The sequence below is a fragment of the Gluconobacter roseus NBRC 3990 genome, from assembly GCF_006538885.1.
GTDB classification, from domain to species: Bacteria; Pseudomonadota; Alphaproteobacteria; order Acetobacterales; family Acetobacteraceae; genus Gluconobacter; species Gluconobacter roseus.
The window spans coordinates 19,864-46,652 of record NZ_BJLY01000005.1 but is presented as its reverse complement, the minus strand read 5'-3'; the positions used below and the strand labels follow the sequence as shown (position 1 = coordinate 46,652).

28 protein-coding genes and 1 pseudogene are annotated in these 26,789 nt (G+C 60.1%); 14 read left to right on the top strand and 15 right to left on the bottom strand.

The features are described 5' to 3' along the window. Positions 1-25: 25 nt before the first annotated feature. Both trpA and trpB read right to left on the bottom strand, forming a co-directional pair. Positions 26-838: a tryptophan synthase subunit alpha gene (gene trpA, locus GRO01_RS12120; RefSeq protein WP_062507261.1), complete on the bottom strand. Its 813-nt coding sequence runs from the start codon at positions 836-838 to the stop codon at positions 26-28. After that, positions 835-2,073 carry a tryptophan synthase subunit beta gene (gene trpB, locus GRO01_RS12115; RefSeq protein ID WP_062507259.1) on the bottom strand — a complete coding sequence of 413 codons (1,239 nt, stop codon included), beginning with the start codon at positions 2,071-2,073 and terminating at the stop codon, positions 835-837. The genes trpA and trpB overlap by 4 nt, the downstream gene beginning before the upstream one ends. Positions 2,074-2,254: 181 nt before the next feature. On the opposite strand from trpB, the gene corA reads away from it, so the two are divergent. After that, positions 2,255-3,232, top strand: coding sequence for a magnesium/cobalt transporter CorA (gene corA, locus GRO01_RS12110; RefSeq protein WP_062507257.1), 978 nt, complete (start codon positions 2,255-2,257; stop codon positions 3,230-3,232). Here the strand turns inward: corA and GRO01_RS12105 are convergent. From GRO01_RS12105 to alr, 5 genes are all read right to left on the bottom strand, one after another. Beyond that, positions 3,229-3,675, bottom strand: a complete 447-nt coding sequence (locus GRO01_RS12105; protein WP_062507255.1) for a DUF934 domain-containing protein — start codon at positions 3,673-3,675, stop codon at positions 3,229-3,231. The two genes, corA and GRO01_RS12105, sit on opposite strands and share 4 nt — an antisense overlap. Beyond that, positions 3,662-5,335 (bottom strand): nitrite/sulfite reductase, encoded by a 1,674-nt coding sequence (locus tag GRO01_RS12100; protein WP_062507253.1) that lies wholly within the window; start codon positions 5,333-5,335, stop codon positions 3,662-3,664. The genes GRO01_RS12105 and GRO01_RS12100 overlap by 14 nt, the downstream gene beginning before the upstream one ends. Beyond that, complete coding sequence (locus GRO01_RS12095) at positions 5,332-5,649, bottom strand: DUF2849 domain-containing protein (RefSeq protein ID WP_062507251.1); 318 nt, start codon at positions 5,647-5,649, stop codon at positions 5,332-5,334. Before GRO01_RS12095 ends, GRO01_RS12100 begins: the two co-directional genes overlap by 4 nt. A gap of 209 nt (positions 5,650-5,858) precedes the next feature. Further along, positions 5,859-6,305, bottom strand: a complete 447-nt coding sequence (locus GRO01_RS12090) for an RrF2 family transcriptional regulator (protein WP_062507249.1) — start codon at positions 6,303-6,305, stop codon at positions 5,859-5,861. A gap of 97 nt (positions 6,306-6,402) precedes the next feature. After that, complete coding sequence (alr, locus tag GRO01_RS12085) at positions 6,403-7,542, bottom strand: alanine racemase (RefSeq protein WP_231490026.1); 1,140 nt, start codon at positions 7,540-7,542, stop codon at positions 6,403-6,405. A gap of 114 nt (positions 7,543-7,656) precedes the next feature. On the opposite strand from alr, the gene GRO01_RS12080 reads away from it, so the two are divergent. Both GRO01_RS12080 and GRO01_RS12075 read left to right on the top strand, forming a co-directional pair. Further along, positions 7,657-8,121, top strand: coding sequence for an Lrp/AsnC family transcriptional regulator (locus tag GRO01_RS12080; protein WP_062507247.1), 465 nt, complete (start codon positions 7,657-7,659; stop codon positions 8,119-8,121). Between the two features lie 82 nt (positions 8,122-8,203). Continuing rightward, the gene (locus GRO01_RS12075) at positions 8,204-8,404 is read left to right on the top strand and encodes a (2Fe-2S)-binding protein (protein ID WP_062507246.1); all 201 of its coding nucleotides are present in this window, start codon (positions 8,204-8,206) and stop codon (positions 8,402-8,404) included. 43 nt (positions 8,405-8,447) lie between these two features. Here the strand turns inward: GRO01_RS12075 and bfr are convergent, their stop codons facing one another. Then, positions 8,448-8,936, bottom strand: a complete 489-nt coding sequence (gene bfr, locus GRO01_RS12070; protein ID WP_062507244.1) for a bacterioferritin — start codon at positions 8,934-8,936, stop codon at positions 8,448-8,450. A 218-nt stretch (positions 8,937-9,154) separates the two neighbouring features. Here bfr and GRO01_RS12065 point away from each other — a divergent pair, with 218 nt between their 5' ends. The 3 genes from GRO01_RS12065 to GRO01_RS12055 all read left to right on the top strand — a co-directional run bounded on the left by GRO01_RS12065 (position 9,155) and on the right by GRO01_RS12055 (position 11,169). Then, positions 9,155-9,562, top strand: coding sequence for a tautomerase family protein (locus tag GRO01_RS12065; protein WP_062507243.1), 408 nt, complete (start codon positions 9,155-9,157; stop codon positions 9,560-9,562). Between the two features lie 199 nt (positions 9,563-9,761). Continuing rightward, positions 9,762-9,953: a hypothetical protein gene (locus tag GRO01_RS12060; protein WP_062507241.1), complete on the top strand. Its 192-nt coding sequence runs from the start codon at positions 9,762-9,764 to the stop codon at positions 9,951-9,953. Positions 9,954-10,098: 145 nt separating this feature from the next. Then, a complete protein-coding gene (locus tag GRO01_RS12055; protein ID WP_231490024.1) occupies positions 10,099-11,169 on the top strand; it encodes a glycosyltransferase in 1,071 nt (356 codons plus the stop codon). Between the two features lie 34 nt (positions 11,170-11,203). On the opposite strand, the pseudogene GRO01_RS12050 reads toward GRO01_RS12055, so the two are convergent. From GRO01_RS12050 to GRO01_RS12035, 4 genes and pseudogenes are all read right to left on the bottom strand, one after another. Beyond that, positions 11,204-11,671, bottom strand: a pseudogene (locus GRO01_RS12050) (class I SAM-dependent DNA methyltransferase); the annotation flags it as partial. Beyond that, on the bottom strand, positions 11,668-12,399 hold the full coding sequence (locus GRO01_RS12045; RefSeq protein WP_083541195.1) for a PIG-L deacetylase family protein: 732 nt from the start codon (positions 12,397-12,399) through the stop codon (positions 11,668-11,670). The gene GRO01_RS12045 and the pseudogene GRO01_RS12050, both read right to left, overlap by 4 nt. Then, on the bottom strand, positions 12,396-13,535 hold the full coding sequence (locus GRO01_RS12040) for an acyl-CoA dehydrogenase family protein (protein WP_062507237.1): 1,140 nt from the start codon (positions 13,533-13,535) through the stop codon (positions 12,396-12,398). The genes GRO01_RS12045 and GRO01_RS12040 overlap by 4 nt, the downstream gene beginning before the upstream one ends. A 120-nt stretch (positions 13,536-13,655) precedes the next feature. Next, positions 13,656-14,879, bottom strand: a complete 1,224-nt coding sequence (locus GRO01_RS12035) for an MFS transporter (RefSeq protein ID WP_062507317.1) — start codon at positions 14,877-14,879, stop codon at positions 13,656-13,658. Positions 14,880-15,146: 267 nt separating this feature from the next. Between GRO01_RS12035 and GRO01_RS12030 the strand changes: the two genes are divergently transcribed. From GRO01_RS12030 to GRO01_RS12020, 3 genes are read left to right on the top strand one after another with little or no spacing between them, the layout of a single operon-like run. After that, complete coding sequence (locus GRO01_RS12030) at positions 15,147-15,653, top strand: (2Fe-2S)-binding protein (RefSeq protein WP_062507235.1); 507 nt, start codon at positions 15,147-15,149, stop codon at positions 15,651-15,653. Then, complete coding sequence (locus GRO01_RS12025; protein WP_062507234.1) at positions 15,650-16,657, top strand: FAD binding domain-containing protein; 1,008 nt, start codon at positions 15,650-15,652, stop codon at positions 16,655-16,657. Before GRO01_RS12030 ends, GRO01_RS12025 begins: the two co-directional genes overlap by 4 nt. Positions 16,658-16,669: 12 nt before the next feature. Then, positions 16,670-18,916, top strand: coding sequence for a xanthine dehydrogenase family protein molybdopterin-binding subunit (locus GRO01_RS12020; RefSeq protein WP_062507232.1), 2,247 nt, complete (start codon positions 16,670-16,672; stop codon positions 18,914-18,916). 51 nt (positions 18,917-18,967) lie between these two features. Here the strand turns inward: GRO01_RS12020 and GRO01_RS12015 are convergent, their stop codons facing one another. The 3 genes from GRO01_RS12015 to GRO01_RS12005 all read right to left on the bottom strand — a co-directional run bounded on the left by GRO01_RS12015 (position 18,968) and on the right by GRO01_RS12005 (position 22,084). Then, complete coding sequence (locus GRO01_RS12015) at positions 18,968-19,828, bottom strand: SDR family oxidoreductase (RefSeq protein ID WP_062507230.1); 861 nt, start codon at positions 19,826-19,828, stop codon at positions 18,968-18,970. A gap of 89 nt (positions 19,829-19,917) precedes the next feature. Next, positions 19,918-21,129 (bottom strand): Na+/H+ antiporter NhaA, encoded by a 1,212-nt coding sequence (nhaA, locus tag GRO01_RS12010; protein ID WP_062507228.1) that lies wholly within the window; start codon positions 21,127-21,129, stop codon positions 19,918-19,920. Positions 21,130-21,202: 73 nt separating this feature from the next. Further along, positions 21,203-22,084 carry a LysR family transcriptional regulator gene (locus GRO01_RS12005; RefSeq protein WP_062507226.1) on the bottom strand — a complete coding sequence of 294 codons (882 nt, stop codon included), beginning with the start codon at positions 22,082-22,084 and terminating at the stop codon, positions 21,203-21,205. Between the two features lie 121 nt (positions 22,085-22,205). Here GRO01_RS12005 and GRO01_RS12000 point away from each other — a divergent pair, with 121 nt between their 5' ends. The 5 genes from GRO01_RS12000 to GRO01_RS11980 are packed head-to-tail and all read left to right on the top strand — an operon-like array spanning position 22,206 to position 26,789. Further along, positions 22,206-23,057 carry a transporter substrate-binding domain-containing protein gene (locus GRO01_RS12000; protein WP_062507224.1) on the top strand — a complete coding sequence of 284 codons (852 nt, stop codon included), beginning with the start codon at positions 22,206-22,208 and terminating at the stop codon, positions 23,055-23,057. Beyond that, positions 23,050-23,445, top strand: a complete 396-nt coding sequence (locus GRO01_RS11995; RefSeq protein WP_231490022.1) for a (2Fe-2S)-binding protein — start codon at positions 23,050-23,052, stop codon at positions 23,443-23,445. Before GRO01_RS12000 ends, GRO01_RS11995 begins: the two co-directional genes overlap by 8 nt. Then, positions 23,442-24,950: an FAD/NAD(P)-dependent oxidoreductase gene (locus GRO01_RS11990; protein WP_062507222.1), complete on the top strand. Its 1,509-nt coding sequence runs from the start codon at positions 23,442-23,444 to the stop codon at positions 24,948-24,950. The genes GRO01_RS11995 and GRO01_RS11990 overlap by 4 nt, the downstream gene beginning before the upstream one ends. After that, on the top strand, positions 24,934-26,079 hold the full coding sequence (locus GRO01_RS11985; RefSeq protein ID WP_062507220.1) for an NAD(P)/FAD-dependent oxidoreductase: 1,146 nt from the start codon (positions 24,934-24,936) through the stop codon (positions 26,077-26,079). The genes GRO01_RS11990 and GRO01_RS11985 overlap by 17 nt, the downstream gene beginning before the upstream one ends. Beyond that, the gene (locus tag GRO01_RS11980) at positions 26,076-26,789 is read left to right on the top strand and encodes an ABC transporter permease (RefSeq protein ID WP_062507219.1); all 714 of its coding nucleotides are present in this window, start codon (positions 26,076-26,078) and stop codon (positions 26,787-26,789) included. The genes GRO01_RS11985 and GRO01_RS11980 overlap by 4 nt, the downstream gene beginning before the upstream one ends.

Sequence of the window (26,789 nt, the reverse complement as noted above, 5' to 3'; positions counted from 1 at the left end):
TACCAACCTGCCGGAACATCACAAATCAGGCCCGAACGGCCGCCGCCAGACCTTCAAGCTGCTTCAGAACAGCCGGAACGGTCCGCTCCGTCGCCCGACCATCATCAAGCGTGCCAGCCATGGTCTTGATCAAAGCCGAAGCCACAACAGCCGCATCCCCGATCCGCGACGCTGTCCGCGCCTGCTCCGGCGTGGAAATCCCAAAACCGACAGCGACTGGAAGATCGGTGACTTCCCGGATCCGCGGCAGCGCCTTCTCCAGATCCGCCGCACTCGCACTGTTCGTCCCGGTAATCCCGGTAATGCTCACATAATAGACAAACCCGCTCGCCTCCCGCAGGACGTGGAACAGACGGGAATTCGACGTCGTCGGCGCCACCAGCGATATGATATCGAGACCCGCTTCCCGCGCATGCGCATCCAGCAGATCCGCTTCTTCGGTCGGCATGTCGACGACGATGATCCCGTCCACACCTGCCTGAGCCGCCTCAAAGCAGAACTCGGCCGGACCATAACTGTCGATCGGGTTCAGATACCCCATCAGCACGATCGGTGTTTCATTATCCGTCTCGCGGAACGCCCGGACCATCTCCAGCACACGCCCTAGCGTCGCCCCGGCCTTGAGGCCACGAAGTGCTGCCGCCTGAATCGTCGGCCCATCCGCAGACGGATCGGAAAACGGCACGCCGACTTCAATCAGGTCCGCCCCCGCCGCCGGCATCGCCCGCAACAACTCCAGCGAAGTATCATAATCCGGGTCGCAGGCCTGAAGATACGGGATCAGCGCGCCGCGCCCTTCCTTCTTCAGGGCCGCAAAACGTGTCTGGATACGGCTCACAGCTTCACTCCCAGATGATGCGCCACAGTAAAGATGTCCTTGTCTCCACGCCCGGAGACATTCAGGACAATGATCTGGTCCTTCGCCATCGTGGGCGCGATCTTCATGACATGCGCCAGCCCATGCGCACATTCGAGCGCCGGGATAATACCCTCCGTCCGCGTGCAGACCTGGAACGCCTCAAGCGCCTCCTCATCCGTCACACCGACATATTCGGCCCGGCCAATATCATTCAGCCAGGAATGCTCCGGCCCGATCCCCGGATAATCCAGTCCCGCGCTGATCGAATGCGCTTCCTCGATCTGACCGTGCCTGTCCTGAAGCAGATACGTCCGGTTGCCATGCAACACACCCGGCCGGCCACGGGAAATGGATGCTGCCGTCTTCCCGGAATCCAGCCCATGCCCTGCGGCTTCAACACCGATCAGCTTCACATCCACATCATCAAGAAACTGATGGAAAATCCCCATCGCATTCGAGCCGCCACCAATGGCCGCCACGATCACATCCGGCAGACGCCCCTCGGCCTGCATGATCTGTTCCTTGACCTCCACCCCGATAACGGACTGGAAATCACGCACCATCTCCGGATACGGATGCGGCCCGGCCACAGTGCCAACAAGGAAATACGTGTCGGCGACATTGGCCACCCAGTCACGCATGGCCTCGTTCATCGCATCCTTGAGCGTCCCCGCCCCGGCGGTCACAGGCTTCACTTCCGCGCCCAGCAGATGCATGCGGAACACATTGGGCTTCTGCCGCTCAACGTCCGTCGCACCCATGTAAATGGTGCATTTCAGCCCGAAGAGTGCACAGACCGTCGCTGTCGCCACACCGTGCTGCCCCGCACCGGTCTCAGCCACAATCCGCGTCTTGCCCATCCGCCGGGCGACAAGAATCTGGCCCATGACGTTGTTGAGCTTGTGCGAGCCGGTATGGTTCAGCTCTTCACGCTTGAAGTAGACCTTCGCCCCGCCAAGCTCCTCCGTCAGATGCTGCGCAAACCACAGCGGGCTCGGACGACCGACATAATCCTTCAGGTAATAGTCCAGCTCCTTGCGGAATTCCGGATCAGCCTGCGCGGCGCGATAGGCCTCATCCAGCTCAAGCAGCAGCGGCATCAGCGTTTCCGCCACGAAGCGGCCACCAAAAATCCCGAACCGCCCCCGGTCATCCGGACCGGAACGGAGGGAATTGGCCAAAGGAGATGACAGGGGGGAAGATGTGTTCGTCATACCGCACTCGGTTCCACTTCAGGGCCCCAAAGCGATACCAAGGGCAGCCTCCGCCGTCCATCCACCACGCTGATTTCCGACGTATTCTGAAACAATTACGCGGTCTGGGCCTTGCGATCCTAAAGCAGGCAGGACATGAGAGAGCCTCACCGCCATTTCATTTTCCCCGAGGACCTGCCTGATGTTCCTGGTGCGCCCCGCTGGTGCTCCGGCCCGGGAAACCGGACCGGACGTCGATATTTCCAAAGCGGTCTGGCTCGACCTCATCAACCCGACCCCGGACGAAATCGCCCGTGCGGAAAAAGCCCTCGGAACCCATGTTCCCCGCCGGGACGAACTCGAAGAAATCGAAAGTTCATCCCGGCATCATGAAGAAGATGGCGTCCTTTACCTCTCCACACCCCTCGTCCGGCGGGAGGAAGACACGGCCTTCTCCCTGCCGATCGGCTTTGTGCTGACGGACCATCGCCTCGTCACCGTCCGCTATGCCGACTACTACGGCTTCGACATCGTCGGCCGCCGACAGGCGGAGCGCGACCCTGCCAAGGGCGATCCATCCGCCAACGAACTCCTCGTCGAGATCATCGAGGAAGTCATCAACCGCCTGGCCGATATTCTGGAAGGCCTCGGTCGCGCCCTCGATGCCATTTCCAGACGCGTATTCAGGGCTGACCACCCCCGCGATCCCGCCCGCGCCGGCGAGATGCTGCGTGAAACCCTGCGTCGCCTCGGCCATGCGGGCGACCTCGCCTCCATGACCCGTGACAGTCTGCTCGGCCTTGACCGTATCCTAATCTATATCGGCGACAGGACGGAAAAAGACCCGCAGGCCCTGAAAACCCGCATCAAGGTCGCAGGTCGCGACATCGCCTCCCTCAACGACTTCGATGCCCAGACCGTCAACAAGGTCCAGTTCCTGCTCGACGCCACACTCGGCTTCATCAGCATCGAACAGAATGACGGCATGAAAGTCCTGACCGTGGTCAGCGCGATCGGCATCCTGCCGACCCTGATCGCCGGCATCTACGGCATGAATTTCCACGACATGCCCGAACTCTCATGGAAATACGGCTATCCTTACGGCCTGACCCTGATGGCGCTTTCGGTCATCCTGCCGCTCTTCTGGTTCTGGCGCCGCGGCTGGTTCGGCGCCCGCTAGGACGCCTCTTCCACCCGAAGCCCCGGCCCCACAGACCGCTCCGGCAGAACCGAACGCTGATACGCGACCGGAAACTGCCGCAGCTGCTTTTCCCACAGAGCCGGGTCACCATTGCCGTCCTTCGGCAGAACGACACTGTCCACCCCGCAGCGGCGCAGAAACGCCGCCTGGTCCGGCAGGATATGCCCCTCGGCCCGGATCTCGCCGGAAAAGCGCAGATATTCCTGCAACTCCCGGGCCTGCGTGAACCCACGCCCATCCCGGAAAATCGGGAACCGCAGCACCACAAGCTCCAGCCGGTTCAGATAAGGCTTCAGAAGCGTCGGATCATCCGCACTCTCCAGCAGAACTGCCCGCGCATCATCCCGCTCCGCCAGTTCTGCAACCGTCACCAGCACATCATGAACCTGTGCGGTCCGCTCGCCGAGTTCAAACAGCTTCATATGCCGCCTCCCTGAAAGGCTCATGCCCCAGACGTGTCAGCGTATCGAGGAACGTCTCTCCGCTCTCCCGGCGCCCGAGATAGCAGTCCACAAGCCGCGCAATCGCATCCACGGTCTCGTCTTCCGGCAGAGCCGCCCCCAGAATCGTCCCGATCGCCGCACCATTCTCGGCCCGGCCACCAACCGTCAACTGGAAGAATTCTTCCCCGCGCTTGTCCACACCCAGAAGCCCGATATGCCCGGCATGGTGATGCCCGCAGGCATTGATGCAGCCCGAAATGTTGATTCGGAGCGCCCCGATTTCCGCCTGAAGCGCCGTATCCGCAAACCGGGCCCCCAGCTTCTGCGCAATCGGAATGGACCGCGCATTCGCCAGTGCACAATAATCCAAACCCGGGCACGCCACGATATCGCCGATCAGACCGATATTCGCTTCCGCCAACCCGACTTCTGCCAGCCCCAGCCACAGATCCCGCAGCCGGTCCTTGCGCACATGCCCCAGAACAACATTTTGCAGATGCGTGATCCGAATCTCGCCAAACGAATACGCATCTGCCAGATCCGCCAGCCGCGCAATCTGCGCCGAGGTCGCATCCCCCGGAATCCCCCCCGCCGGTTTTAGAGAAATGGTCGCAATGATATGCCCCGGATCCCGATGGACATGCGTATTGCTCCGCACCCAACGGTCAAAAAGCGGATCATCCCGCCGCTGCTGCGCCAGAACCGCATCCGCATCGGCCGGAGCCTCAAGCTGCGGCACGGCAAACCGCGACCGGATCGCCGCAACCGCCTCCGGCGTCAGCCGATACCGCTCCAGATCCATCTGGGAGAGCTCCGCTTCGACAGCCTCGCGATAGGCCTCAACGCCAATCGCCTGCACCAGGATCTTGATCCGCGCCTTATAAATATTGTCCCGCCGTCCATGCGCATTATAGACACGCAGAATGGCCTCGAGCGTCGCCAGAAGATGCTCTTCCCGCACACTGTCAAACAGTTCCTGACCGATGACCGGGGTCCGCCCCAGACCACCCCCCACGAAAATCCGGAACACCGGCGCCCCATCCTCACCCGGACGGGCCAGAATCCCGATATCATGGAAGCGCGCCGCTACCCGGTCATTCGGACTGCCCGAAATCGCAATCTTGAACTTGCGGGGCAGGAACGTGAACTCGGGATGCAGTGTGGACCACTGACGCAGGATTTCCGCATGAACCCGCGGATCCACCAGTTCATCCGCTGCAGCCCCCGCATACTCATCCGCCGTCACATTGCGGATGCAGTTCCCGCTGGTCTGAATGGCATGCATGTCCACCTCAGCCAGCTCACGCAGAATGGCAGGCGTATCCTCAAGCCGGATCCAGTTAAACTGGATGTTCTGCCGCGTCGTGAAATGCCCGTAATCGCGATCATACCGCCGGGCAATCTCACCCAGCTTGCGCAGCTGCCGGCTGTCCAGAATCCCATAGGGAATGGCAACCCGCAGCATATAGGCATGAAGCTGCAGATAGAGCCCGTTCATCAGCCGCAGCGGCTTGAACTCATCCTCGCTCAGCGTCCCGTCCAGACGACGGTTCACCTGCCTCTCAAATTCGGCAATCCGCGCCTGAAGAAAATCCCGGTCAATCCGGTCATACTGATAATGGCCGACAGGAGCACTCACTGCTGGCTCTCCACTGCAAATTCGGGATGAACGGTCGGACCATGAGCCCGAATCTTTTCGCGTACGGTGACGGGCTCCGGCGGCATAACAGCCTGCACCGCCGTATCGTAAACGCCTACAACACCATCACGCTGGGCTTCCCCGGCCACACGCGCCAGCACCGCTTCCGTCTCATCCGCATCCAGAAGAGCCGCGCGTCCAATGTGAAGATCCCAGCTTCCGTCCGCACACCACCAGACGGTACGACCATCCAGAAGACGGTTGGCGGTCAGAACCAGCTTCTGGCCAGGTTCAAGTCGGACAGGACGTTTCATCAGCGCTCACCTTCCTGATGAATCCCGATCTCACCCTGCGGCTGGACCCATCATGAATCCGTCCTCAATCCCCTCTTCCGACAAAAGAGACGGGAAAATACCGAGGACATGGGGCTTACCACATCGGCTCAAACATTGATCCATCATGGTAAGATATCCAGTCCTGTAAAACCCATTTCGTGGTTTTTACAAAATACTTTTTTTACTGGTTATATAGAGAAGGAGATCGGGGCACGGCTTGGACGCTGCATCCCGGCCTCTTCCGCATTCTGAAGCAGATGCTCCAGCGTAACCGACGCCATCTTTTCAGAAACGTCCTGATCCACCGACTGCCAGAATGGCTCCAGAACCTTGGTCCGCAGAAGATTCGTGCCTTCTTCCGGCATTTCCGGATCTTCCGTCACAGTGCGGACGATCTCGTTCAGCGTAATAGTCCGCGGCGGCCGACCCAGACGATATCCCCCTTTCGGGCCGCGCACACTCGACAGCAACCCGGCACGGGACAGCGCCTGCAGCACCGGCTCGATCCCCCGGCGGAGCATGTCACCCCGTCTGGCAATATCCGCACCACTCACCACCCCAGACCGGCCCGCATGAAAGGCGACATCCAGCATGATGGATATGGCGGTCAAAGCTCTGTCACGACGGAGATACATGAGAATTCCGATTTGCTGCGAAAGACTGTGCCATCATGACATAGTCCGATTTCAGTTCGTCTATCTTGTTTTCCATGCCGGAATGTCAATCGCCCTTTCAGGACGTCTCCCCATTTCCAGCATATTCCCGATGAAAACGATGCCCCAGCGACGTCAGAACCTCATATCCGATCGTCCCGGCCGCTGCCGCAACATCATCCACGCTACGTCTGGGGCCGATCAGATCGACCATCATGTCGGGACCAAGTTTTCCATCCGGCACATCTGAAATATCCACAATCAGGGAATCCATCGAAACACGCCCGAGAAGCGGCAGACAGAAATCCTCAAACCACGCACAGCCCTGCCCGGCTCCATGCCGGGAAAATCCATCCGCATAGCCCACAGCCACAGTCGCGATCCGACGCGGCATCGTCGGCCGGTAGGTCAGCCCGTACCCGACCCCCTCACCCGGCAGAAGATCGCGGATCTGCAGGATATGAGCCTGCAGCTGGACGACCGGCGACAGCGGATTGGGCCCGTTCTGGTTCGGAGCAAGCCCATAAAGCGCAGCTCCCGGCCGCACCATGTCCAGATGATAGTCCGGGCCCAGAAAAATCCCCGAAGACGCCGACAGGCTCAGCGGCGCAGCCGGCAGCCGCGCAGACATCTCGAGCAGCCGGGCTTTCTGAGACGGATTGGCAGGATGATCCGGCGTATCGGCACAGGCCAGATGGCTCATGACCAGACTGACATCCAGTCCGTCCACAAGTCCCTCATCTTCACGCAAAGCCTCAAGATCCGCCTGCGAAAGACCAAACCGGGACATCCCGCTATCGACCTGAAGGGCCGCTTCCAGCGGAGCACCTGCCTGCTTCGCAGCGTCACGCCAGACCGCAATCTGCTCAAGACTGTTCAGAACCGGCCGCAACCCATAATGCGCGCATGCTCCGGCCGCATTCGGCCGCGGTCCATGCAACACCGTAATCCGCGCATCTTTTGAAACCACCGAACGCAGCCTGATGCCTTCATCAACATGCGCGACAAAAAAATCCTTTGCCCCGGCGCGCTCAAGCACCGGAGCCACGTGCGCAATGCCCAATCCATAGGCATCTGCCTTGACGACAACCGCACAGGACGCAGCGCCCACGCGGTTCTGAAGATATCGGTAGTTGGAAGCAATCGCGTCGAGATCCACCGTAAGGCGGGCTCCGGCACGAGAAGAAGGCCACAGAGGATCAGGACATGCGCTCATCATGAAAATCGAGACTATCCCCTTCCCCGTTAGAATATCCTGCCGGATAATCACAGAATCTTTCGATTAACAAAAAAATCATGGTCGAATCTGCGAAAATAGACCGATAATTCCAACATGATCTTCGACCGCATCACCGAATCCATTCTGCGCATCCTCCAGCATGACGGACGCCTCAGTAATGCCGAACTCGCACAGCGCGTCGGCCTGTCCCCGTCCGCCTGTCTGCGGCGGGTCCGCCTGCTGGAAGAACAGGGCGTCATCCGTGGCTACCGCGCCGTTATCGACGAGCGCTCAGCCCATAAACTGACAACGGTCATCGTCCAGATCACCCTCGAACGCCTGACCGACGAGACCCTCCGCCGCTTCGAGGCCCGCATCCGTGAATGTCCCGATGTCCGTGAATGCTATCTCATGACAGGAGAGGCCGATTACCTCCTCCACGTCGCCGCCCGCGATCTGGCCGACTACGAACGCATCCACAAGGAAGAGCTCTCCCGCCTGCCCGGCGTCGTCCGCATCCAGAGCAATTTCGCAATCCGCCCCGTCGTCCAGCGCTGGATCAGTCAGGACGCACCCTGAGATGCAAAAATGCGTTTGCGAACCATTTGCATTTGGATTAGGCTCGAGTCATCGGTCTCCGTGAACGAAAGCCTGCTTTTCCATGATCGTCTGTTCATGCAACGCGCTGTCCCACCGGGACATTGAAATCGCAATTCACAACGGTGCATCCCGACCGGCGGAAATCTATTCAGCCCGGAAATGCAAGGCCAAGTGCGGCAACTGTGTGCCCGGCATCGTCTGTCTTCTGCGCTCGGCCCTGCAGAAAACCCAGGCTGAACAGGCACAGCTCAACGCCGCATAAAAAACAACCCGGACAATGCCGGGTTGCCTGAAGCCATACGGCCTTATTCCTGCTCGGGCGCCGCAGCAGAGTTCTTCTGGATGTAGCGCTCAATCCCGACCTGCCTGATCAGATCGAACTGACGGTCAATGAAGTCCTCATGCTCTTCTTCATTGACGAGGATTTTCAGCAGAAGATCGCGCGAGACATAATCCCGAACGCTCTCACAGTAAGCGATACCGTCCCGCAGATCCTGAATGGCCTTCTCTTCAAGCTTCAGATCGCATTCCAGAATTTCCTGAACGGTCTGCCCGATCAGGATCGGGTTCAGACGCTGGACGTTCGGCAGACCGCCCAGAAACAGGATGCGCTCGATCAGCCAGTCTGCATGACGCATCTCTTCGATGGACTCGTCATATTCCTTCTTCCCCAGATGCGTGACACCCCAGTGCCTCAGCGTCCGGGCATGAAGGAAATACTGGTTGATCGCCGTCAGCTCATTCGTGAGCTGCGTATTCAGGTGCTCGATCACCACTGGATCTTTGATGGCCATGTTTCCAAACCCTCCCAAAAAAAGAAAAGAATATCGAACACCACAGGCAAAGGAGAGTCCTATTCTCTCTGACACTGCCGGTGACCGGACGACAGGGAACTCCACTCCGGCCGCAACCGCCACGCCAGTGACGGTCAGAATTAATTTACTTCCTGAAAAGGCAGGACAGCCATCATGCTCAATCCCGGTTTCCATCCCCTGACGACCGGAGATATCCCATGCCCCTCATTCGTTTTGACATGCTGGAAGGCCGTTCTGAAGCAGAACTGGCCACACTTCTCGACGCAGCCCATCAGGCCGTTCTCGACGCATTTCATGTCCCGCCCAGTGACCGCTATCAGATCGTCCATGAACACAGGAAAAGCCGGGTACGGATCGAGGATACGGGACTGGGCATTCCCCGCACCGATGATGTGATGATCATCTCAATCACGACGCGCCCGCGCACAGTTGAGGAAAAGACCACCTTCTTCCGTCTGCTCACCAGCACCCTGTCCGAAAAATGCGGTATCGCGCCCAGCGACGTCATGGTGAACTATGTCGAAAACACTGACGCCGACTGGTCCTTCGGCAATGGAGAAGCCCAGTTCCTGAATGGAAAACTGGGAACACCCAAACCCTCATGACGGTTCGGACAACTTCCCGCACATCCGGCAGTGATCTTCTGCGAAAATTGTCATGCCGGTAGATTCTAAATATTTCCAGAACCTCATATTTTTAAAAGCCAGATTTATTACCAGTGCGCAGGAATAAATTCGTCTTTTTTAAGTGATCTGAACTCTCGCTGCTTCCAGCCATTGAGTCGTCTCATTCATGGAGGCGACAATGCCTTTCTCACATAGTGCCCTTCTCAAAAACCCGACAAAAACTCCCGGCTCTCCCGATGAGCGGGAACATTTCGACCCTTATCCCGACAAAAGCCCGATCATTGACGAACCACCCGAGAATGACCTGCCCGGCGAGACCCCCTCACGGGAAAAGCCGGCCAACCGGGGACAGGCCCCGATGGGTCACTGAAGACGGGTATCCGACGATGATGAATGGAAAAGCAGACATCCCCGTTGCAGCGGAATTCCCTCGTGAAAACGGGAGCGTATCCCTTTTTGCCAACCGGTCCCTTTTCCCCGCAAGACCGGGCCTCGCATCCATCCATGGACATTCCATGGTCTGGAAACGGCAGAGAGTTGTCGCAATCCCCGTATGCAACGAAGAAGAGCACATCATCCCATGCCTTCTTGCACTTGCCGCCCAGAAAGATGCGCTGGACAGAGTTGTCCTGTGGATCAACAACACGACGGATGACACCCGCAACCGGGCACTCTCCCTGACCGGTAGACTTCCATTCGAACTGGAAACCGTCACGGTCTCTTACGACCCGGCGCAGGCAAGTGCCGGGCTGGCACGACGGGACGCCATGGCGCACACCGCCAAAACCGCAGCACCCGATGCCATCCTGTTTACTACAGATGCCGACAGCGAAGTCGCCCCTGACTGGACCGAAAACATTCTGGCGGCCTTCACGCAATATCCCGTCGAAGCCGTCTTTGGCCGGGTTCTGCTGATGCCTGAAGAATACCGGAAGATCCCGCCTCATCTGCATGAGGACGAACAGGCGGAAAGAGCCTATGGCGCGCTTCTTGAACAGATCGGACTGATGCTCCGTCCGGAAGCACATGACCCCTGGCCCCGGCATCAGGAACATTCGGGCGCAAGCATTGCTGTTACGCATGAAGCCTGGCGCAGGGTCGGCGGCATCCCGCACATTTCCTCAGGAGAAGACCGCGAGTTCTACAAAGCCCTGCGACGCCACGGGATCCCGGTTCGGCATGACCTGGAGGTCAGGGTTTATGTTTCGGCCCGCCTTCAGGGACGGGCACAGGGCGGCATGGCGGAAACACTCGCCCGACGCCTGATCGCGCAGGATGAATATATCGACGATGCTTTCGAGCCGGTCTCAAGACGCCTGCTGCGTCTTCGCAGGGAACATGCCTACTGGAATGCAGACCAGTACGCATTTCCCATGCAGCCCTACCCGGAGCTGCCGCTCGTCCATATCCGTCGTCAGGACCTTCCCAGACATCATGAACGCGCCCAGCGTGTCCTCAACGTCCTTCGTCAGCTGAAATCCCGGTTTTCAAAGGAGCTTCAGAGCGGCACAACCGGTCAATCCGATATCCCTCTCCACGCTCTGACAGATCAGACCGCCAGCCTGCCCCATGGCAGGTTTGGATGAAATGCTCAGCCGCCTCGTCACCAGTACAGGGCGTATCCGTCTCTCCCGTCCAGTTGACGAGCAGGATATGCCCTGCAGGCACGAGGCTTTCCGCCACCATGATGGCGAGGCGCTGGATATCCTCCGCTGTCAGGAAATACAGGATTTCTGAAATCAAAACGAGATCACATCCAGACGCTTCGAAAACAGGATAATCTGCTGGCAGAAATGCCTTGAGAAACGTCACATGCTCCTGCGCTTCGCATCGCTGCCGCGCGATGGACAGGGCATTTTCCGAGGCATCAACAGCCAGAACCCGCCCGCAGCGCAGCGCCAACGCCAGCGTACCGACACCAATCGCACACCCAAGTTCGACAGCAAATGAAACGGGACGGTCTGGAAGACACTCCAGCACCCTCGCCAGTTTCTGCTGTTCATAGGGACTGCTTTCCAAACCCCATGGATCAGAACCACCCTGAAACAGGCGCTCGAAGACCTCCGGCTTCCATGTCTCCCGGCTCATGATGCGATAAAGATTTCATAAGGCTGGATGATTTTTCCCAGAAGATGCTCCGGCAGGACAAAACCTTCCGGATCGTCCTCCACAACCAGACCTCTCTGGCTCCGATGCGCGTCAACAGCGTCCCGCTTCCTGTCGAGAAAATCCCGCACATCAAGACGCCATCCCGTCGGGACCGGCTCATCAATTTCCATATCAGGCGGAAGTGTCAGGCCCCAGACCGGATAAGCCAGTATCCTGAGATCCGGCAGAAGAGCTTTCAGTTTCTGCCCCATGACCCAGACAGCTTCGTGATCGCAGTGCGGATCATACCGCCAGGGAACAAGAACCGTGCTGCAGTCATAACGCCGGACAATCCCGGCCAACTGCTGCAAGGCACCGTCCAGCATCTTGCCTTCGCTTGGCACCGCCGTGTCCCGAAACCCTAGAAACAGCAACCGGTCGGAAGGCAGACCCAGCACAGACACAGCATCCCGGCTCTCCTCCTGCCGACACTGCGCCAGCCGCTGCGGTGGCCAGGACACGGACCCGGGATGAGACGCTGAGCCATCGGAAACAATCACCACCACCGGCGGCCGTCCTTCGCTGACAGCGCTGGCAATAAAGCCCCCACATCCCAGACTTTCATCATCCGGATGCGGTGAGAGTACAAGAGATGTGCCGGGCGCAATCTCATCCAGAGACGCGAAGGGAAAACTGGAAAAATACCGCAGCATCTCTTCGATTTTCATGCGACGACATCCTCCGGCCAGTCATGGCTGACAAACCAGCCCGCCGCGTCAGTCAGTGCTTCATCCGGCGCCGGCTGCCTCAGATAGGTCGCCAGATCCCGCATGACCTGTTCGACAGCCCTTCCTTTTACGAAGGAAGAAAGTCCCAGCCCCCTCTGCACAAGCGTAATCAACTCCAGAGCAGCCCGTTCAACCGCCAGTCGCGCAAGATTGACGGTCGCCGTGATCTCTTCCGGACTCACCTCCGCCCCCCCATACGCCGCCTGAGCGGCCTGACCGGTCCAGAGCGCCGCCGTTTTCTGCAGGATCAGCGCCTCTCCAATGCGACACAGCTGATGCGGATTATCCGCCCGCCCCCGCGCCACAAGCTCCTGCCTCAACAGATCAACCAGCCGATCCATGGCCCCGAGAGCAACAGCCGATCCGCGCCAGGCTCCGGCAGAAAACTCGGGTTGTCGCAGATAATCTCCTGCCGATCCGAGAACATCCCCGGCTGAAACATGCAGATCAGTGAAATCATAAGCACCGGTCCCGCTCGCCTGCATCCCTGTCAGCTTTCCCGGACCGGGTCGCCTGCGACTGGGATCGGTCGTCGGAGCAAGAACCATGACTGACGTATCATCCACGGTCGTCGCCGTGATCAGCGCCAGTCCAACCTGACTGACACCACTGGAAAACCCCTTGATACCGGACAGCCTGTAGCCGCTGCTTTCCTTCTGGATCGTCACAGGGGGATCGCCATCCGTCACCCATATCCCCGCCAGAACGCCGCTTTTAAGCGTCCGGGCCAACCTCCTGCGCTGATCTGCACTGCCATACAGCGCAACAAGGCGAATGACATTCACATGCCCCTCAAAGCACCGGCCAAGAGAAAGGCTGAGATACCCGGTCCGTCGCAGCAGGGTCAGGAGCGCGCCACGTCCTTCCGGAGAACTGGCCACACCAAGCCCCCCGTCTTCGAAAGGAAGCAACGCATCCAGTGCACCGATTTTCCTTAGAGAAGCGAGCAGGTCCTCAGGAAAGACATCTTCCGAAGATTTGAACGGCCTGGCCTTCCACTCCATAAACAGGCGTTGGAGCCTGTCCTGAAACACGGCAAGGCCTTCGCAGGAGATCTCCCGACCTGAATTCAACATGCCCGAGCATCCTTCCGCGCCAGCCAGCACACGCAACGTCTGGCAAGCAGTCAGGGATGCGCAGTCAAACTCCGTCCCCCAGTCACTCTTTCGAGGGCAGGCAACCCGGAACGCATCAAATCAGGCTGGATCAGAACCGTTGGGATGGGTTTCCGGCATCCCCCAGGCAAACAGACAGGCCACAGCCGCCCCCGTCAGGCCAAGGATCGTGAAGGTCGTGCTGAAGCCATAAGCCGATGCCAGCGCACCGCCCGCAAGATTGGACAGAAGCGCCCCGATGGTCCCGAGCGCCAGCCCCAGGCCGATCAGCAGATTGCGCCGCCCGCTTCCCGAAGCAATATCGGAGAGAATGGCGTAAAACAGCACCAGAATGATGCCCGAGGACAACCCGTCCAGAATCTGCACAAGCGCCAGCGTCGGCCAGCCCGCACTCAGAATAACCAACCCGTCACGAACAGGCTGCAAAGCGAGCGCAAGAACGAAAAGCGGCTTGCGAGGCCATTGCGGTGCCTTCCTACCCACGATGAACGCAACAGGCGCCATGGTTATCTGCGCCACGACAATGCAGATGGCCGTCACATCTGCCGGATTACCCAGATGGTAAAAGGCGTAACGCTCAATCATGAGCGGAACAACCGCACCATTGGCCACATTGAACAGCAGATACGTCACCAGAAAAACGGCCAGTCGCGGCTCAGACAGCAGACTCACAACGGCATGCAGCGTCTCACGCACAGAACCCGCTTCCCGCGATTGGCCCGAAGGTTCATCAGCCTGCGACGAAAACCCACCAACCAGCAGAAGACTGACCGCCGCAAGTCCTCCCACGCCCCATAACGGCGCCACCGGCCCCATTATGCGCCCGAGAAGACTCATCAGAAAACCGGAAGACGCATTCCCCAGATGGTTGAAGGACTCATTACGGCCCATCCGTTCGATATAACCCCTGGCCCCTGCCGTATGATGACTGATAGCGGCCAGAATGGGCGTGAACAGCGCCCCAGCCCCGCCTGCAATAAAATGCGCCACAACAATGGGATAGAACAGCGGCACCCAGGCCATCATCGCAACGGACACGAACGTCACAACACAGCACAGGGCCAGCATCAGGCGGCGACGGGCAATGATATCCAGCGCCCATCCCCCTATGAAACGCGCCAGAACGGCCCCCAGCCCACCCGCAGCAATGGCGGCCCCGATCCGGCTGGAAGGCCAGTTCTGTATCGTCAGGAAAGCGGTCAGGAAGTTCCCGAGATTGTCCTGAACATCCGCAAGAAGAAAGCTCAGTCCGTCGAGGGAAAGATCATCCTTCCGGTGTCGGGTCTGCGCTCTGTTTTCCGTCACACTGGTTCCCATCAAGATTTTCTGACACGCCGCGCAGGTACTGAAACCCGGCCGCTTCGATATTAAACGGCCAGATCCCGGTCACGTTACGAAGCTGCTGAAAGAAAAATGCTTTTTCAGCCCCCACCCCCAGTCGCCGCCCGGTTCTTCAGCCTGACAATTCTTCCGTGTCCCCGAATTATCGGGAGCAGCATGAAACTTGCCGCCACCACTGCTCTTACACTTCGACATACCTGCAAAAATGACGCTGAACGGAGCGAATTTCCAATGACTGATGTGTCCGTCACCAGCCCCTGTCGCCTCCGGATCAATGGAGAGCCCTGCACCATCGATATTCCCCCCAGCGTGACCCTGCTAGACCTGCTCCGGGAACGTCTGGACCTCACCGGAACGAAGAAGGGATGCGATCACGGGCAGTGCGGCGCCTGTACCGTTCTCGTCAATGGCAAGCGTGTCAAAAGCTGCCTGATTCTGGCCGTCTCGATCCCCGATGCCGAGGTTACGACGATCGAGGGCCTGAGCCGGGACGGACAGATGCATCCCATGCAACAGGCCTTTCTCGACCAGGACGCCTTTCAATGCGGATACTGCACACCGGGCCAGATCATGTCAGCGGTAGCGCTTATGGAAGAAGGACACGTTCATACCCGCGAGGAAATCCGCGAATTCATGAGCGGCAATCTCTGTCGGTGTGGCGCCTATAACGGCATTCTTGATGCCATCGAACAGGTCATTGCCCAGCAACAGCAGGACCGGGCGGGAGAAGCCGCATGAGACAGTTCTCCTATTCCCGCCCCGACACGCTCGACACCGCCTGCCACACTCCGGACCACACACGCTATCTCGCCGGCGGCACCAATCTCATTGATCTGATGAAATCGGACGTCGAACGGCCCGAACATGTCGTCGATCTCAGTGCCCTGTCCATGAGCCAGATCGAGGAACGCCCTGATGGGGGCCTGCGCCTCGGTGCCCTCGCCACCAATGCCGACACGGCGGCCCATCCCCTCGTCACCGAGCGCTATCCCCTTCTGGCCTCCGCCATCCTCGCCGGTGCCAGCCCCCAGATTCGCAACAGGGCCACCAATGGTGGGAACCTGAACCAACGCACCCGTTGTCACTATTTTTATGATCCGGACATGGCCTGCAACAAGCGCTCCCCCGGTACGGGGTGTTCCGCAAAAGGCGGACGCAACCGGATCATGGCCATCCTCGGGACCAGCGATGCCTGTATCGCGACATTCCCATCCGATATGTGCGTGGCCCTCGCAGCCCTGAATGCGACAGTGCACCTCACAGGCCCCGAAGGCGAGCGCTCCGTCCCCCTGCGCGACTATCACCGCCTCCCGGAAGACACACCCTGGCAGGACAACATCCTGCGTACCGGTGAAATCGTCACATCCATCGACCTGCCGCCGCTCAGCTTCGGCTCCCATCACACCTACCTCAAGATCCGCGACCGCCTGTCTTTCGCCTTCGCGATTGTATCCGTCGCAGCAGGTCTGCAGATGGAAAACAACACGATCGGAAAGGCCTGCATCGCCATGGGCGGCGTTGGCACGAAACCCTGGTGCGTCCCAGAGGCCGAAGCCCTCCTTGAGGGAAAAACGCCGTCCCCTTCCCTGTTCCGCGACGCTGCCGAATGCCTGCTGCAAGGTGCCGTCACTGACCGCGACAACGCCGCAAAGCTGAAGCTGGCCCCCCGCGTAATCATCCGCGCCCTGTCGCAAGCCGCCGCAGGCACGCCCCAGTCCCAGACGCAAAAGACCATTTTCTGAAAGAAACCGGGTATGACCCTCCATTCAGCAAAAATCGGACAGCCCGTCTCCCGGATCGACGGCCTCGCCAAAGTGACAGGACAGGCCCGATACGCCGCCGAGCCCCATCCTGCAGGCATGCTATACGGCTTCATCGTCAACAGCCCCATCGCCCGTGGCCGGATCGAGACAATCCGGGACGAGGCCGCCCGCGCGGTGCCGGGCGTGGTGGAGATCATGACGCATCTCAACCGCCCCCACAGCGCGCTTTTTGAAAAATCCTACATGGATGGTCTGGGCGTTCCCGGCTCTCCCTACAGACCACTCCATGACGCGGAAATCAGCTTCAACGGCCAACCCGTTGCCGTCGTCCTTGCAGAGACATTCGAAGCCGCCCGTGAAGCCGCCATGCTTCTTGAAGTGGATTACGAACGCTGGCCGCATAACGCGGATTTCGAAGCATCCCTGCACCAGAAATACATGCCAAGCAAAACCCGCAGCAATTACGTGCCGCCCAAATCACGCGGAAACGCCGCCGAGGCCTATGCCCTCAGCCCGATCAAAATCGAAGGGCGCTATCATTTGGCCCCCGAGCATCACAACCCTATGGAGATGCACGCAACCACCGTCATCGCCGAGGATGACGGAACCTTCACGGTCTGGGACAAGACACAGGGTCCGCAGGCTGTACAGGCCTATCTGACAAGCGCCCTGTCCCTTTCAAAAGATCAGGTCCGCGTACGCAATCCCTATGTCGGCGGGGCGTTCGGCTCCGGCCTGCGTGCCCAGCACAACGTCTTTCTCGCAGCACTGGGCGCAAAAATGCTCAAGCGCTCGGTCCGGATCACTCTGACACGCCAGCAGATGTTCACCCATGTTTTCCGTCCGGAAGCCGTCATGAACATCGCCCTCGGCGCCCAGCCGGACGGCACGTTGCAGTCCATGATCGTCGATGGCGTAACGGACACGTCGCGCTTTGAGCACAACATGGAAAATCTCGTGATCTGGGGCCTGATCAACTACAAATGCCCTAACGCCACGGCCGATTACAAAGTCGCCCCGCGTGACACCTATACTTCCAGCGACATGCGTGCTCCCGGTGCCGCCACGGGCGTCAATCTCTTTGAAATGGCCGTCGATGAAATGGCCTATGCCTGCAACATGGACCCGCTGGCCTTTCGCCTGCACAACTATTCCGACATTGACGCCATGCATGACATGCCCTTGACCAGCAAGGCGCTGAAAGAGGCCATGCATGAGGGCGCAGAACGTTTCGGCTGGTACAACCGCCCGATTGCCCCGAAAAGCATGCGTGACGGCAAAGAGCTGATCGGCTGGGGCATGGCGACAGGCATCTGGGACGCAATGTTCTCCCCCACCTCAGCCCGCGCCACCCTGATAGCAGACGGACGCCTGCATATCGCAACCGCCGCCTCGGACATCGGGACCGGAACCTACACAATTCTGGCCCAGACCGCCTCGGAAGCCTTCGGCATCCCCATCGAAATGATCGATATCGAACTGGGCGATTCAACCCTTCCCGAATGCCCGACGGAAGGCGGCTCATGGACAGCCGCCTCCGCAGGCGCCGCCGTCTGGCTCGCCTGCCAAAGCCTGCGCGAAAAGCTGTTCAAGACATTGGGCAAAAGCGGAAACATTTCCGCCTGGCTGACGGCAGGACTGTCGAACAATACCACAGTGCTACAGGACGGATTTCTTCAGGATAAGGACGCAGACGAAAATCTCAGACTGTCCCTCTCCGAAGCCCTGTCCCTGACAGGTCAGGACAGGCTTGAAGTCGAAGAAACCGCAAAGCCAGGCCTGCGCGGCACCATCAGCCAGATGAGAAAAGCCCGCTTCACCCACAGCGCGGTCTTCTGCGAGGTCCGCGTGGATGAAGAACTCGGCATCGTCCGCGTGACACGGCTGGTCAATGCTGTCGCAGCTGGTCGCATCATGAACCCCAAGACCGCAGCCAGTCAGGTCCGGGGCGCCATGGTGATGGCCACAGGCATGGCACTTCACGAAGAGTCCCTGATGGACGAACGCGTCGGCCGCTTCATGAACCACAATTTCGCTGAGTATCACATCCCGGCCCATGCCGACATTCCGGACATGGACGTCCTCTTCGTCGAGGAAAAAGACCGGGAAGTCAGCCCGCTCGGGGTCAAGGGCGTAGGCGAAATTGGGATGTGCGGAACAGCCGCCGCCATCGCCAATGCCATCTTCCATGCCACAGGCCAGCGCCACCGCAGCCTGCCCATTACACCCGGAAACTGATCTATACGCCTCTTCCGGTGAACCGTCCGGAAGAGGCGCAAAAAAACATCCTCAGCCGTTGATAATCATGCCGCCATTCACATGCAGCGTCTGTCCCGTCACGAAGGACGCATCCTCGCTCGCCAGATAAACATAGGCCGGACCCAGCTCGGCCGGATCACCACAGCGTCCCATCGGCGTATCCTTGCCCAGATCGGCTACGGACTGCGGATCAACCACACCCCAGCTCGCCGGCTGAAGCGGTGTCCAGACCGGCCCCGGCGCCACGGCATTCACCCGGATGCCCTTTGACACCAGCTGAAGCGCCAGTGCGCGCGTCATGCCCATCTCTGCCGCCTTGGTCGTGGAATAGGCCAGAAGCGCCTTGTTCCCCGCAAATGCATTGATGGAAGACGTATTGACGATGGCGCTGCCTTTCTTCAGATGCGTCAGTGCCGCCCGGACAAGATAGAAATAGCCGTTGATATTGGTGTCCATGTGGCTCTGCCATTCCTCATCAGAGATGGCTTCGATGTCTTCCTCGACGATCTGCACACCAGCATTGTTGACGAGAATATCGAGACCGCCCAGCTCATCCACCGTGCGTGCTACGGCATCATTGCAAACCTGACTGGAAGAGACGTCACCGGCAATAGCCAGCCCCTTGCGCCCTTCCTTCTCAATAAGACGAACGGTCTCCTGTGCATCCTCATGCTCTTCCAGATAGAGGATCGCCACATCCGCACCTTCACGGGCGAAATGGATAGCCGCAGCACGCCCGATCCCGCTATCGCCCCCACTGATCAGGGCCTTCTTTCCCACAAGCTTACCGCTTCCGCGATAATCAGGCCGGATATGAATAGCCTTGGGCTTCATCAGTCCTTCTAGGCCGGGCTGGTGATCCTGTGATTGCGGAAGAATATGATCAGGCATGAAACAGTACTCCAAAAGAGTTCTGGCGCTTTCAGGGGTCAGCACCTCTGCCATGATCAACCGCCGAAGCCGACAAGTGTTGCCTCAACTCACCCTGTCGTGGACCCGAATGACGCATAGTTCATGGAAAACCGCAGCCACAGCCAGCCAATCAGCGCAGAAAAGACAGAGCTGGCAAAGATGCCCAGCCTGGCGGAAGATGCGAGGTCCGGCGCAGAAAAAGCCAGCCCGGCAATAAACAGACTGATCGTAAATCCGATCCCGCAAAGCAGCGACAGACCAAAAACCATCCTCATGGATGTTGCGACCGGCAAATCGGCAATTTTCAGCTTTGTCGCGATACATGTCGCACCAAAAACGCCCAGCGGCTTGCCGATCACAAGCCCTGCCATGATCCCCAGCGGAACAGCCTTCAGCATCATTTCCTGACGGAAACCCGTCAGCGACACGCCCACATTCATGAACCCAAACAGCGGCAGAACACCCCAGGTCACAAAAGGCCCCAGCCCAGCCGCCACCCGCTCAAGCGGAGATGCGTCTCCCACATTTCGTCCAGACACATCCGCAGGCAGACACAGCCCGGTCACAACCCCGGCAAGTGTCGGATGCAGACCGGAATACAGCAGCGCAATCCACAGCAGAACGCCCCCGCTCCCATAACTCCACAGGCTCACGATCCCGGCCCTGTTCGCCCCGATCAGCGCTCCTGTAAGGATCATGACGGCCCCCATCGCCGGCCAATACAGGGCGTGCCCGTAGAACAGGGCAATCACCACAATCCCCAGAACATCATCGAAAATAGCCAGTGCCATCAACCAGACTCGGGCTCCCGGAGACACATGCCTGCCAAGGGCAAGAATGATCGGCAGCGTGAACGCAGCATCCGTTGCAACCGGAACAGCCCAGCCCCGAACCGCTTCCGGATGCCCGTATGTTACCAGCAAATATGTCAGGGCAGGCACGATCATCCCACCCAGCGCCCCGATGAGCGGAAGGGCGATACGGCGAAGTGACGAGAGATGCCCGGAGACAATCTCTTTCCTGATCTCAAGAATAACTACCAAAAAGAACAGGCTCATCAGCCCGTTCGACACCCATGCACCAACTGTCCCCGGACCGTCCGCTCCAAGCCAGGAAAGCCGCAAAGGAAATGTCGTCAGACCAGCATAAGCTGACGCCCATGGTGAATTCGCCAGAACAAGCCCCGTGAGCGACGCAACCAGAAGAGCAGAAGCTCCCCATACAGGAGACGCCAGAATACGTATGAGATACGCACGGGATCCGGCAGAAAAATCAGTCATTCCGCCTTGTTGAATGACACGGATCATCAGCACAAGCGGCCACTGTTACACGGGATCGTCCTATGCCCGTTTGTCAGGAATCCCGGCTGGACTGACGCAGCGCTTCGAACAGCGTTCTGATGACCGGCCTCACGCCATGACCGGAAAACTGCTCGATATAGTAATTTCCCAATCCTGAAATGGCGGGAAGAACAGTGCAGACACTCAGCCCCAGCGCTTCCACCAGATTCTGGGACGCAGGCCAAGGAACAAGAGCCAGAGCCGAACTTTCCTTGACCATCATGAGCGCCAGCGGGGTCATGTCCACCGATTCCACCATCAGGGAAGGCTCGTCGGAAAGACCGGGATAGCGGGCCAGCAACGTGTTCCACCCGACCGCATGGGACCTGACGTCAAGCAGCTTGAAACCGACGACATCATTTGCCGAAGTGATCCGCTCCACATCCTGCGGCTGACCCACAACAACATGGCTGATCCCCATCAGCCACCCCGGATGCTCCCGTGTCGACATGGCATAATCAAAACGGATGGCAAGATCCGGCTCCCGGTGCCTCTGGGAGTCTTCAATAATGACGTCCACCCGCACGGAAGGATGGTTTTTTTCAAACTCGCACAGGCGCCGCGGCAGCCAACTCATTGCCATCAACTGGCTGGCGACAAGAGAGACGCGCTCTACATCCCGTCTGGGAAACAATGCAGCAGATTTCGCCTCGATGGCCCGGAGGGAAACCTGAACGGTAGGAAGAAACTCATTGCCTTCCTGAGTCAGCCTGACCTTGTTGGCACTGCGCAGGAAAAGGGGCTTCTTGAGATAGGTCTCCAGCGCAAGGATCTGCTGGCTGACAGCGGCGGCGGACATGTTCAGCTCGCGTCCAGCAGACGCAAAACTCTGATGCCGTGCCGCGGCATCGAAGACGCGAAGCCAGTTCAGGGACGGAATACGATGAGGCTGCATTCCTCAAGCGTAAGCTCAGCTTATGCTTTCTGCCAAGAAGAAATATATTCCGATATCGCATTCAACCCCATAAAGCGGTGAGTGAGCCTTTTTTGCAAACGTCTCAGCGGGAACTCCATGGATGTCTGTTCGTGCGACATGTCTGCTCCTTCCGTTCCTGCTTCTGGCCTCTCCGCCCCTTGCCACCGCAGACGATCTTCCCCGCCACATCACGATTGGCACGGAAGGCACCTATCCGCCCTGGGCCTTTGCGAAACCGGACGGGTCCTATGCCGGCTATGAAATGGATCTCGTGAAGGTTCTCTGCCAGCGGATGCACGCAACCTGCAAGGTCGTCACACAGGACTGGAACGGCCTAATTCCTGGGCTTCGCGTAGGACAGTACGACGCCATCATCGCCTCCATGGGCGTCACGGAAGAACGCAGCAAGGTCGTCTCGTTCTCACACCCCTATACACGCGCCCCGAACGGCTTCCTGACATCCGGCACAGGCTCCCTGACCCGTCTGGCCCATACGGGTGTGCCCTTTGATCTGACGCGCGGGCCACAGGAAGCGCAGGCGGCCCTTGCCGAGCTGAAGACTGCCCTGGCCGGGAAGGTCATCGGGGTGCAAACGGGCTCGACGGCGGCGGGGTTTGCCGATGCCTATCTTCAGGGCCTGAAAATCATGGAATACCCTTCCCTCGACCAGCTTGGACTGGAGCTGATTGCCGGGCGCATCGATATTGCCATCGCCAATGTCACCACCTTCGGGACCATGATGGAGGCGGCCCCCAAAGGGGCGCTCGTCATGACCGGCCCGACATTCTCGGGCGGGGTGCTGGGGTCGAACACGACCAATATCGCGTTCCGCCCGGATGATGATGCGCTGCGCAATGCCTTTGACGCAGCCCTGACATCCGTCAATCGTGACGGCACCAATCAGGCCCTGTCAGAAAAATGGTTCGGCACGGACATCTCGATCCATGAATGATCCTGCCACCTGCTTCTCCCTGTCCACTGCATCCGCGTCTGAAGCAGCCGGGCACAGCCCCTCCCCTCAACCGGGATCCAAGATGTTTTCAGCCCTCGCCCCCATCACCGATGCGGTGACCCTGTTTCTGGACGGCCAGCCGATTACAGCCAGCGCCGGCGATACCGTCGCGGTCTGCCTGCTGCGCGCCGGGGTATCCTATAACCGCCTGATGCCGGTCTCCGGCGCACCCCGTCTGCCCTACTGCATGATCGGCCACTGCTTCGAATGCCTCGTCGAAATCGACGGCATCGGCAACCGACAGGCCTGCCTGACACCCGTGCGCGACGGCATGAAAGTGCGCCGACAAGCCGGTGCGCCTCCCGCCCTGGAGCCGTCAGCCCCATGACCATCAACGCCCCTCTTCCTGATGCCGACGTCATCATCATAGGCTGCGGCCCTGCCGGAATGACCGCTGCGGTCGAGCTGGCGGAGGCAGGCCGCTCCGTCATCGTACTGGATATGCAGCCCACGCCCGGCGGCCAGATTTTCCGGAACCTTGAAGCCAATCTGTGCGACACGAGCCTCGCAGGCCAGAGCCTTCTGGCCGCGCTGGGGCCTGCCTATCGGGCAGGTGCGGATCTGATCCAACGTTTCAAGGCCTGTTCCAGTATTGATTACCGGCCGCAGACCACCGTGTGGGAAGTCCGGCCTGATGGAACCGTGGGCTGGCTGCAGGGCATGAACGCCGGATATGTGCGGGGGCGGCAGGTTCTGCTCGCGCATGGGGCGATGGAGCGGCCCGTGCCGTTCCCGGGCTGGACGCTGCCCGGCGTCATGACGGCGGGTGCGGTGCAGACGCTGCTCAAGGCCGGGCACCTGAAGCCAAGAGGCAATATCGTTCTTGCGGGGACGGGTCCGCTGCTGCTGCTGCTGGCCAACCAGTTGCACCAGCTTGGCGTCAAACCGGCGCTGGTGGGCCGGACCGACCGGCTTTCCGATAATGTGCGGGCTGCACGGCATCTGCGTCCGGACGGGCTTATACCGCTTGTAAAGGGGCTTGGCTGGCTGGGACGTCTGAAGCTGGCGGGTGTGAAATCCGTGACGGGGCTTGAGAACCTGGCCGCGCATGGAGCGCAGAGCGTTGAGAGTGTGAGCTTTACGGTCGGTGGAAAACGGCGGACGCTGCCCTGTGATCTGCTGATCGTCCATGACGGGATCGTGCCCGCCATCGATATCCCCAATGCGGCCGGGCTGCGTCTGCAATGGGACGGGCCCAATGCGAGCTGGCGTCCGGCGACGACGCCGGATGGGCTGGGCGCCTCTACCCTTCCGCCGGAAATGTCCGCAGAGCCGTGCGTGCTGCGTATTACGGGTGATGCCCGGAAGATCGGGGGCGCGGATGCCGCCATGGCACATGGCAGAGTGGCCGCGCAGGCCATTCTGGCGGCGCTGGATCACGGTGCGGGGCCGTCAGCAGAGGCTCTGCGGGCGGTTGGCAAGGCGCTGTCCGTGCGTCCTTTTCTGGATGCGGCGTTTCCGCCCGGTCTGGCACAGGCACTGCCGGATGATGACACGATCGTCTGCCGCTGCGAGGAGCTGACGGCCGGGGATCTGCGGGCGAAGATCCGCTCGGGCTTTCGGAACATGGATGCGCTGCGCGGCGAAACACGCTGCGGCATGGGGCCGTGTCAGGGCCGGAGCTGCATGGTGACGGCGGCACGGCTGCTTCAGGATGAGACGCGTGCTGCGGATTGCCCGCCGACATTCCGGGGACGGCCGCCGATCCGGCCGATCCCGCTCGGGGCGGTGGCGGCGCTGTCAGGTCTTGACCCCCGCGCCACCATCCGGCTGACACTTGAAGACAAGCCCGAAAATGCATCAGAGGATACGGTCGATGCCCCGGCAGAATGAAACCGCTCTGATTATCGGTGCCGGACTTCAGGGCTGTTCGATCGCCCTGTTCCTGGCGCGTGCGGGCTGGAATGTCACGCTGCTCGACAAGAATGTCGCCGGACGCCATGCCTCGAGCGTCAATGCCGGGGGCCTGCGGACGCTGATGCGGGACTGGCGGGAATATCCGCTGTCCGAACTGGCGATGGAGCACTGGCGCCATCTCGACCGGCTTATCGGTGCGAAGGCTGCGGAAAGCTGTGAGGTTCGGCTCGGCGTCGGGCAGATCGCGGTGGCCCTCGATGAGGCGGAGATGTCCTGGACGCTTGGCCGCGTGCAGGAGATGGAACGGCGGGGACTGGGGGCGGAAGAGCTTCTCTCCGCCACGGAAGTCCGGAAGATGCTGCCCGGTCTGACGGATCAGGCTCTGGGCGGGCTTGTTTCGCGTGGGGACGGACATGCCAATCCGGCCGCGTCGACGCGGGCTTTCAGGCAGGCCGCTATGGCGGCGGGCGCAAAGATCGTCGAGAACTGCCGTGTTCTGGGGCTGGAGCGTTTGCCGGGCGGCGGATGGTCGATTACGGCATCGTCGGGGCAGTATGAGGCGGGCGTGCTGGTCAACTGTGCTGGCGCTTGGGGGGCGGAGGTGGCGGCCATGGCGGGGCAGACGCTACCGCTGAAGGTCGTGGCCCCTTCCATGATAGTCACGGCGCGGACGCAGCCATTCCTTGAACCCGTGGTCATCGGGATCGACCGTCCGCTGTCCTTCAAGCAGAGCGCTGTCGGATCGCTGGTGATCGGCGGGGGCATTCTTGGAAAGCCCTGCGCGGATCATGACACATCCTTTACCGTCATGGACCGGATGCCCGAGGGCGCGGCCGCCACGCTTGAGGCGTTTCCGGCCCTGGCGCATGTGCCGGTCCTGCGGACATGGACAGGGCTTGAAGGCGCGACGCCGGACGGAATTCCCGTGATCGGTCCGGGCGACGGCACGCCGGATCTGTGGCATGTCTTCGGGTTCTGCGGGCATGGGTTCCAGCTTTCGCCGGCGGTGGGCGATGTTGTGGGGCGCTCTCTGGTCAGCGGGACGGTCGATCCGTTGCTCGCGCCGTTCAGCGGCAGGCGCTTTAACGCGGGAGACGCCGCGTGAGCACACCGGCCTTCACGCTCATCGGGTTTGGTCCGGAAGGCTGGGGGAAGCTCCTGCTGCTGGCGGCCGGGCTGACGCTCGTGGCGGCGGTGTGCAGCTTTGCGCTGGGCAGCCTGCTTGGAGCGGCAGGGGCGGCGCTCAAGCTGGCATCGTCCCGGAGCCTGCGGGGAATTGGCACTTTTTACACGACGGTTTTCCGCGGGATTCCGGAGATCCTCGTCGTCTATCTTTTCTATTTCGGGGGCTCTCTCGCCCTGACGCGACTGATGCATCTGGCGGGGTTTCCGGGGTTCTTCTCCCTTCCGTCGTTCATCATCGGTGTCGTGGCCATCGGGCTGGTTTCGGGGGCCTATCAGACCGAGGCCTATCGCAGTGCTTATCTGCGCCTCGAACGCGGGCAGATCGAAGCGGGCAAGGCCTGCGGCATGTCCAGCTTTGTCCTGCTGTGGCGGGTCATAGCGCCGCAGACCCTGCGGTTTGCGCTGCCTGCGCTGGGCAATATCTGGCAGTCCGTGCTGAAGGAAACGGCGCTTTTGTCCATCATCGGGCTTGTCGAGCTTCTGCGGCAGTCCACGATCGCGTCCGGCGCGACACGGCAGCCGCTGCTATTCTACGGTGTGGCCGCGCTGCTTTATCTTGTCATGGGGCAGATCACGGCGCTGGGCATCCGGACTGTCGAGAAACGTCTTGCACGCTGCTGGGGGCGATAG

Bases quoted from the DNA above. Each gene is read 5' to 3' on its own strand.
- trpB (WP_062507259.1), bottom strand. From the start codon at position 2,073: ATGACGAACACATCTTCCCCCCTGTCATCTCCTTTGGCCAATTCCCTC.
- corA (WP_062507257.1), top strand. From the start codon at position 2,255: ATGTTCCTGGTGCGCCCCGCTGGTGCTCCGGCCCGGGAAACCGGACCG.
- GRO01_RS12105 (WP_062507255.1), bottom strand. From the start codon at position 3,675: ATGAAGCTGTTTGAACTCGGCGAGCGGACCGCACAGGTTCATGATGTG.
- GRO01_RS12095 (WP_062507251.1), bottom strand. From the start codon at position 5,649: ATGAAACGTCCTGTCCGACTTGAACCTGGCCAGAAGCTGGTTCTGACC.
- GRO01_RS12090 (WP_062507249.1), bottom strand. From the start codon at position 6,305: ATGTATCTCCGTCGTGACAGAGCTTTGACCGCCATATCCATCATGCTG.
- alr (WP_231490026.1), bottom strand. From the start codon at position 7,542: ATGATGAGCGCATGTCCTGATCCTCTGTGGCCTTCTTCTCGTGCCGGA.
- GRO01_RS12080 (WP_062507247.1), top strand. From the start codon at position 7,657: ATGATCTTCGACCGCATCACCGAATCCATTCTGCGCATCCTCCAGCAT.
- GRO01_RS12075 (WP_062507246.1), top strand. From the start codon at position 8,204: ATGATCGTCTGTTCATGCAACGCGCTGTCCCACCGGGACATTGAAATC.
- bfr (WP_062507244.1), bottom strand. From the start codon at position 8,936: ATGGCCATCAAAGATCCAGTGGTGATCGAGCACCTGAATACGCAGCTC.
- GRO01_RS12065 (WP_062507243.1), top strand. From the start codon at position 9,155: ATGCCCCTCATTCGTTTTGACATGCTGGAAGGCCGTTCTGAAGCAGAA.
- GRO01_RS12060 (WP_062507241.1), top strand. From the start codon at position 9,762: ATGCCTTTCTCACATAGTGCCCTTCTCAAAAACCCGACAAAAACTCCC.
- GRO01_RS12055 (WP_231490024.1), top strand. From the start codon at position 10,099: ATGGTCTGGAAACGGCAGAGAGTTGTCGCAATCCCCGTATGCAACGAA.
- GRO01_RS12045 (WP_083541195.1), bottom strand. From the start codon at position 12,399: ATGAAAATCGAAGAGATGCTGCGGTATTTTTCCAGTTTTCCCTTCGCG.
- GRO01_RS12040 (WP_062507237.1), bottom strand. From the start codon at position 13,535: ATGTTGAATTCAGGTCGGGAGATCTCCTGCGAAGGCCTTGCCGTGTTT.
- GRO01_RS12030 (WP_062507235.1), top strand. From the start codon at position 15,147: ATGACTGATGTGTCCGTCACCAGCCCCTGTCGCCTCCGGATCAATGGA.
- GRO01_RS12025 (WP_062507234.1), top strand. From the start codon at position 15,650: ATGAGACAGTTCTCCTATTCCCGCCCCGACACGCTCGACACCGCCTGC.
- GRO01_RS12020 (WP_062507232.1), top strand. From the start codon at position 16,670: ATGACCCTCCATTCAGCAAAAATCGGACAGCCCGTCTCCCGGATCGAC.
- GRO01_RS12015 (WP_062507230.1), bottom strand. From the start codon at position 19,828: ATGCCTGATCATATTCTTCCGCAATCACAGGATCACCAGCCCGGCCTA.
- nhaA (WP_062507228.1), bottom strand. From the start codon at position 21,129: ATGACTGATTTTTCTGCCGGATCCCGTGCGTATCTCATACGTATTCTG.
- GRO01_RS12005 (WP_062507226.1), bottom strand. From the start codon at position 22,084: ATGCAGCCTCATCGTATTCCGTCCCTGAACTGGCTTCGCGTCTTCGAT.
- GRO01_RS12000 (WP_062507224.1), top strand. From the start codon at position 22,206: ATGTCTGTTCGTGCGACATGTCTGCTCCTTCCGTTCCTGCTTCTGGCC.
- GRO01_RS11995 (WP_231490022.1), top strand. From the start codon at position 23,050: ATGAATGATCCTGCCACCTGCTTCTCCCTGTCCACTGCATCCGCGTCT.
- GRO01_RS11990 (WP_062507222.1), top strand. From the start codon at position 23,442: ATGACCATCAACGCCCCTCTTCCTGATGCCGACGTCATCATCATAGGC.
- GRO01_RS11985 (WP_062507220.1), top strand. From the start codon at position 24,934: ATGCCCCGGCAGAATGAAACCGCTCTGATTATCGGTGCCGGACTTCAG.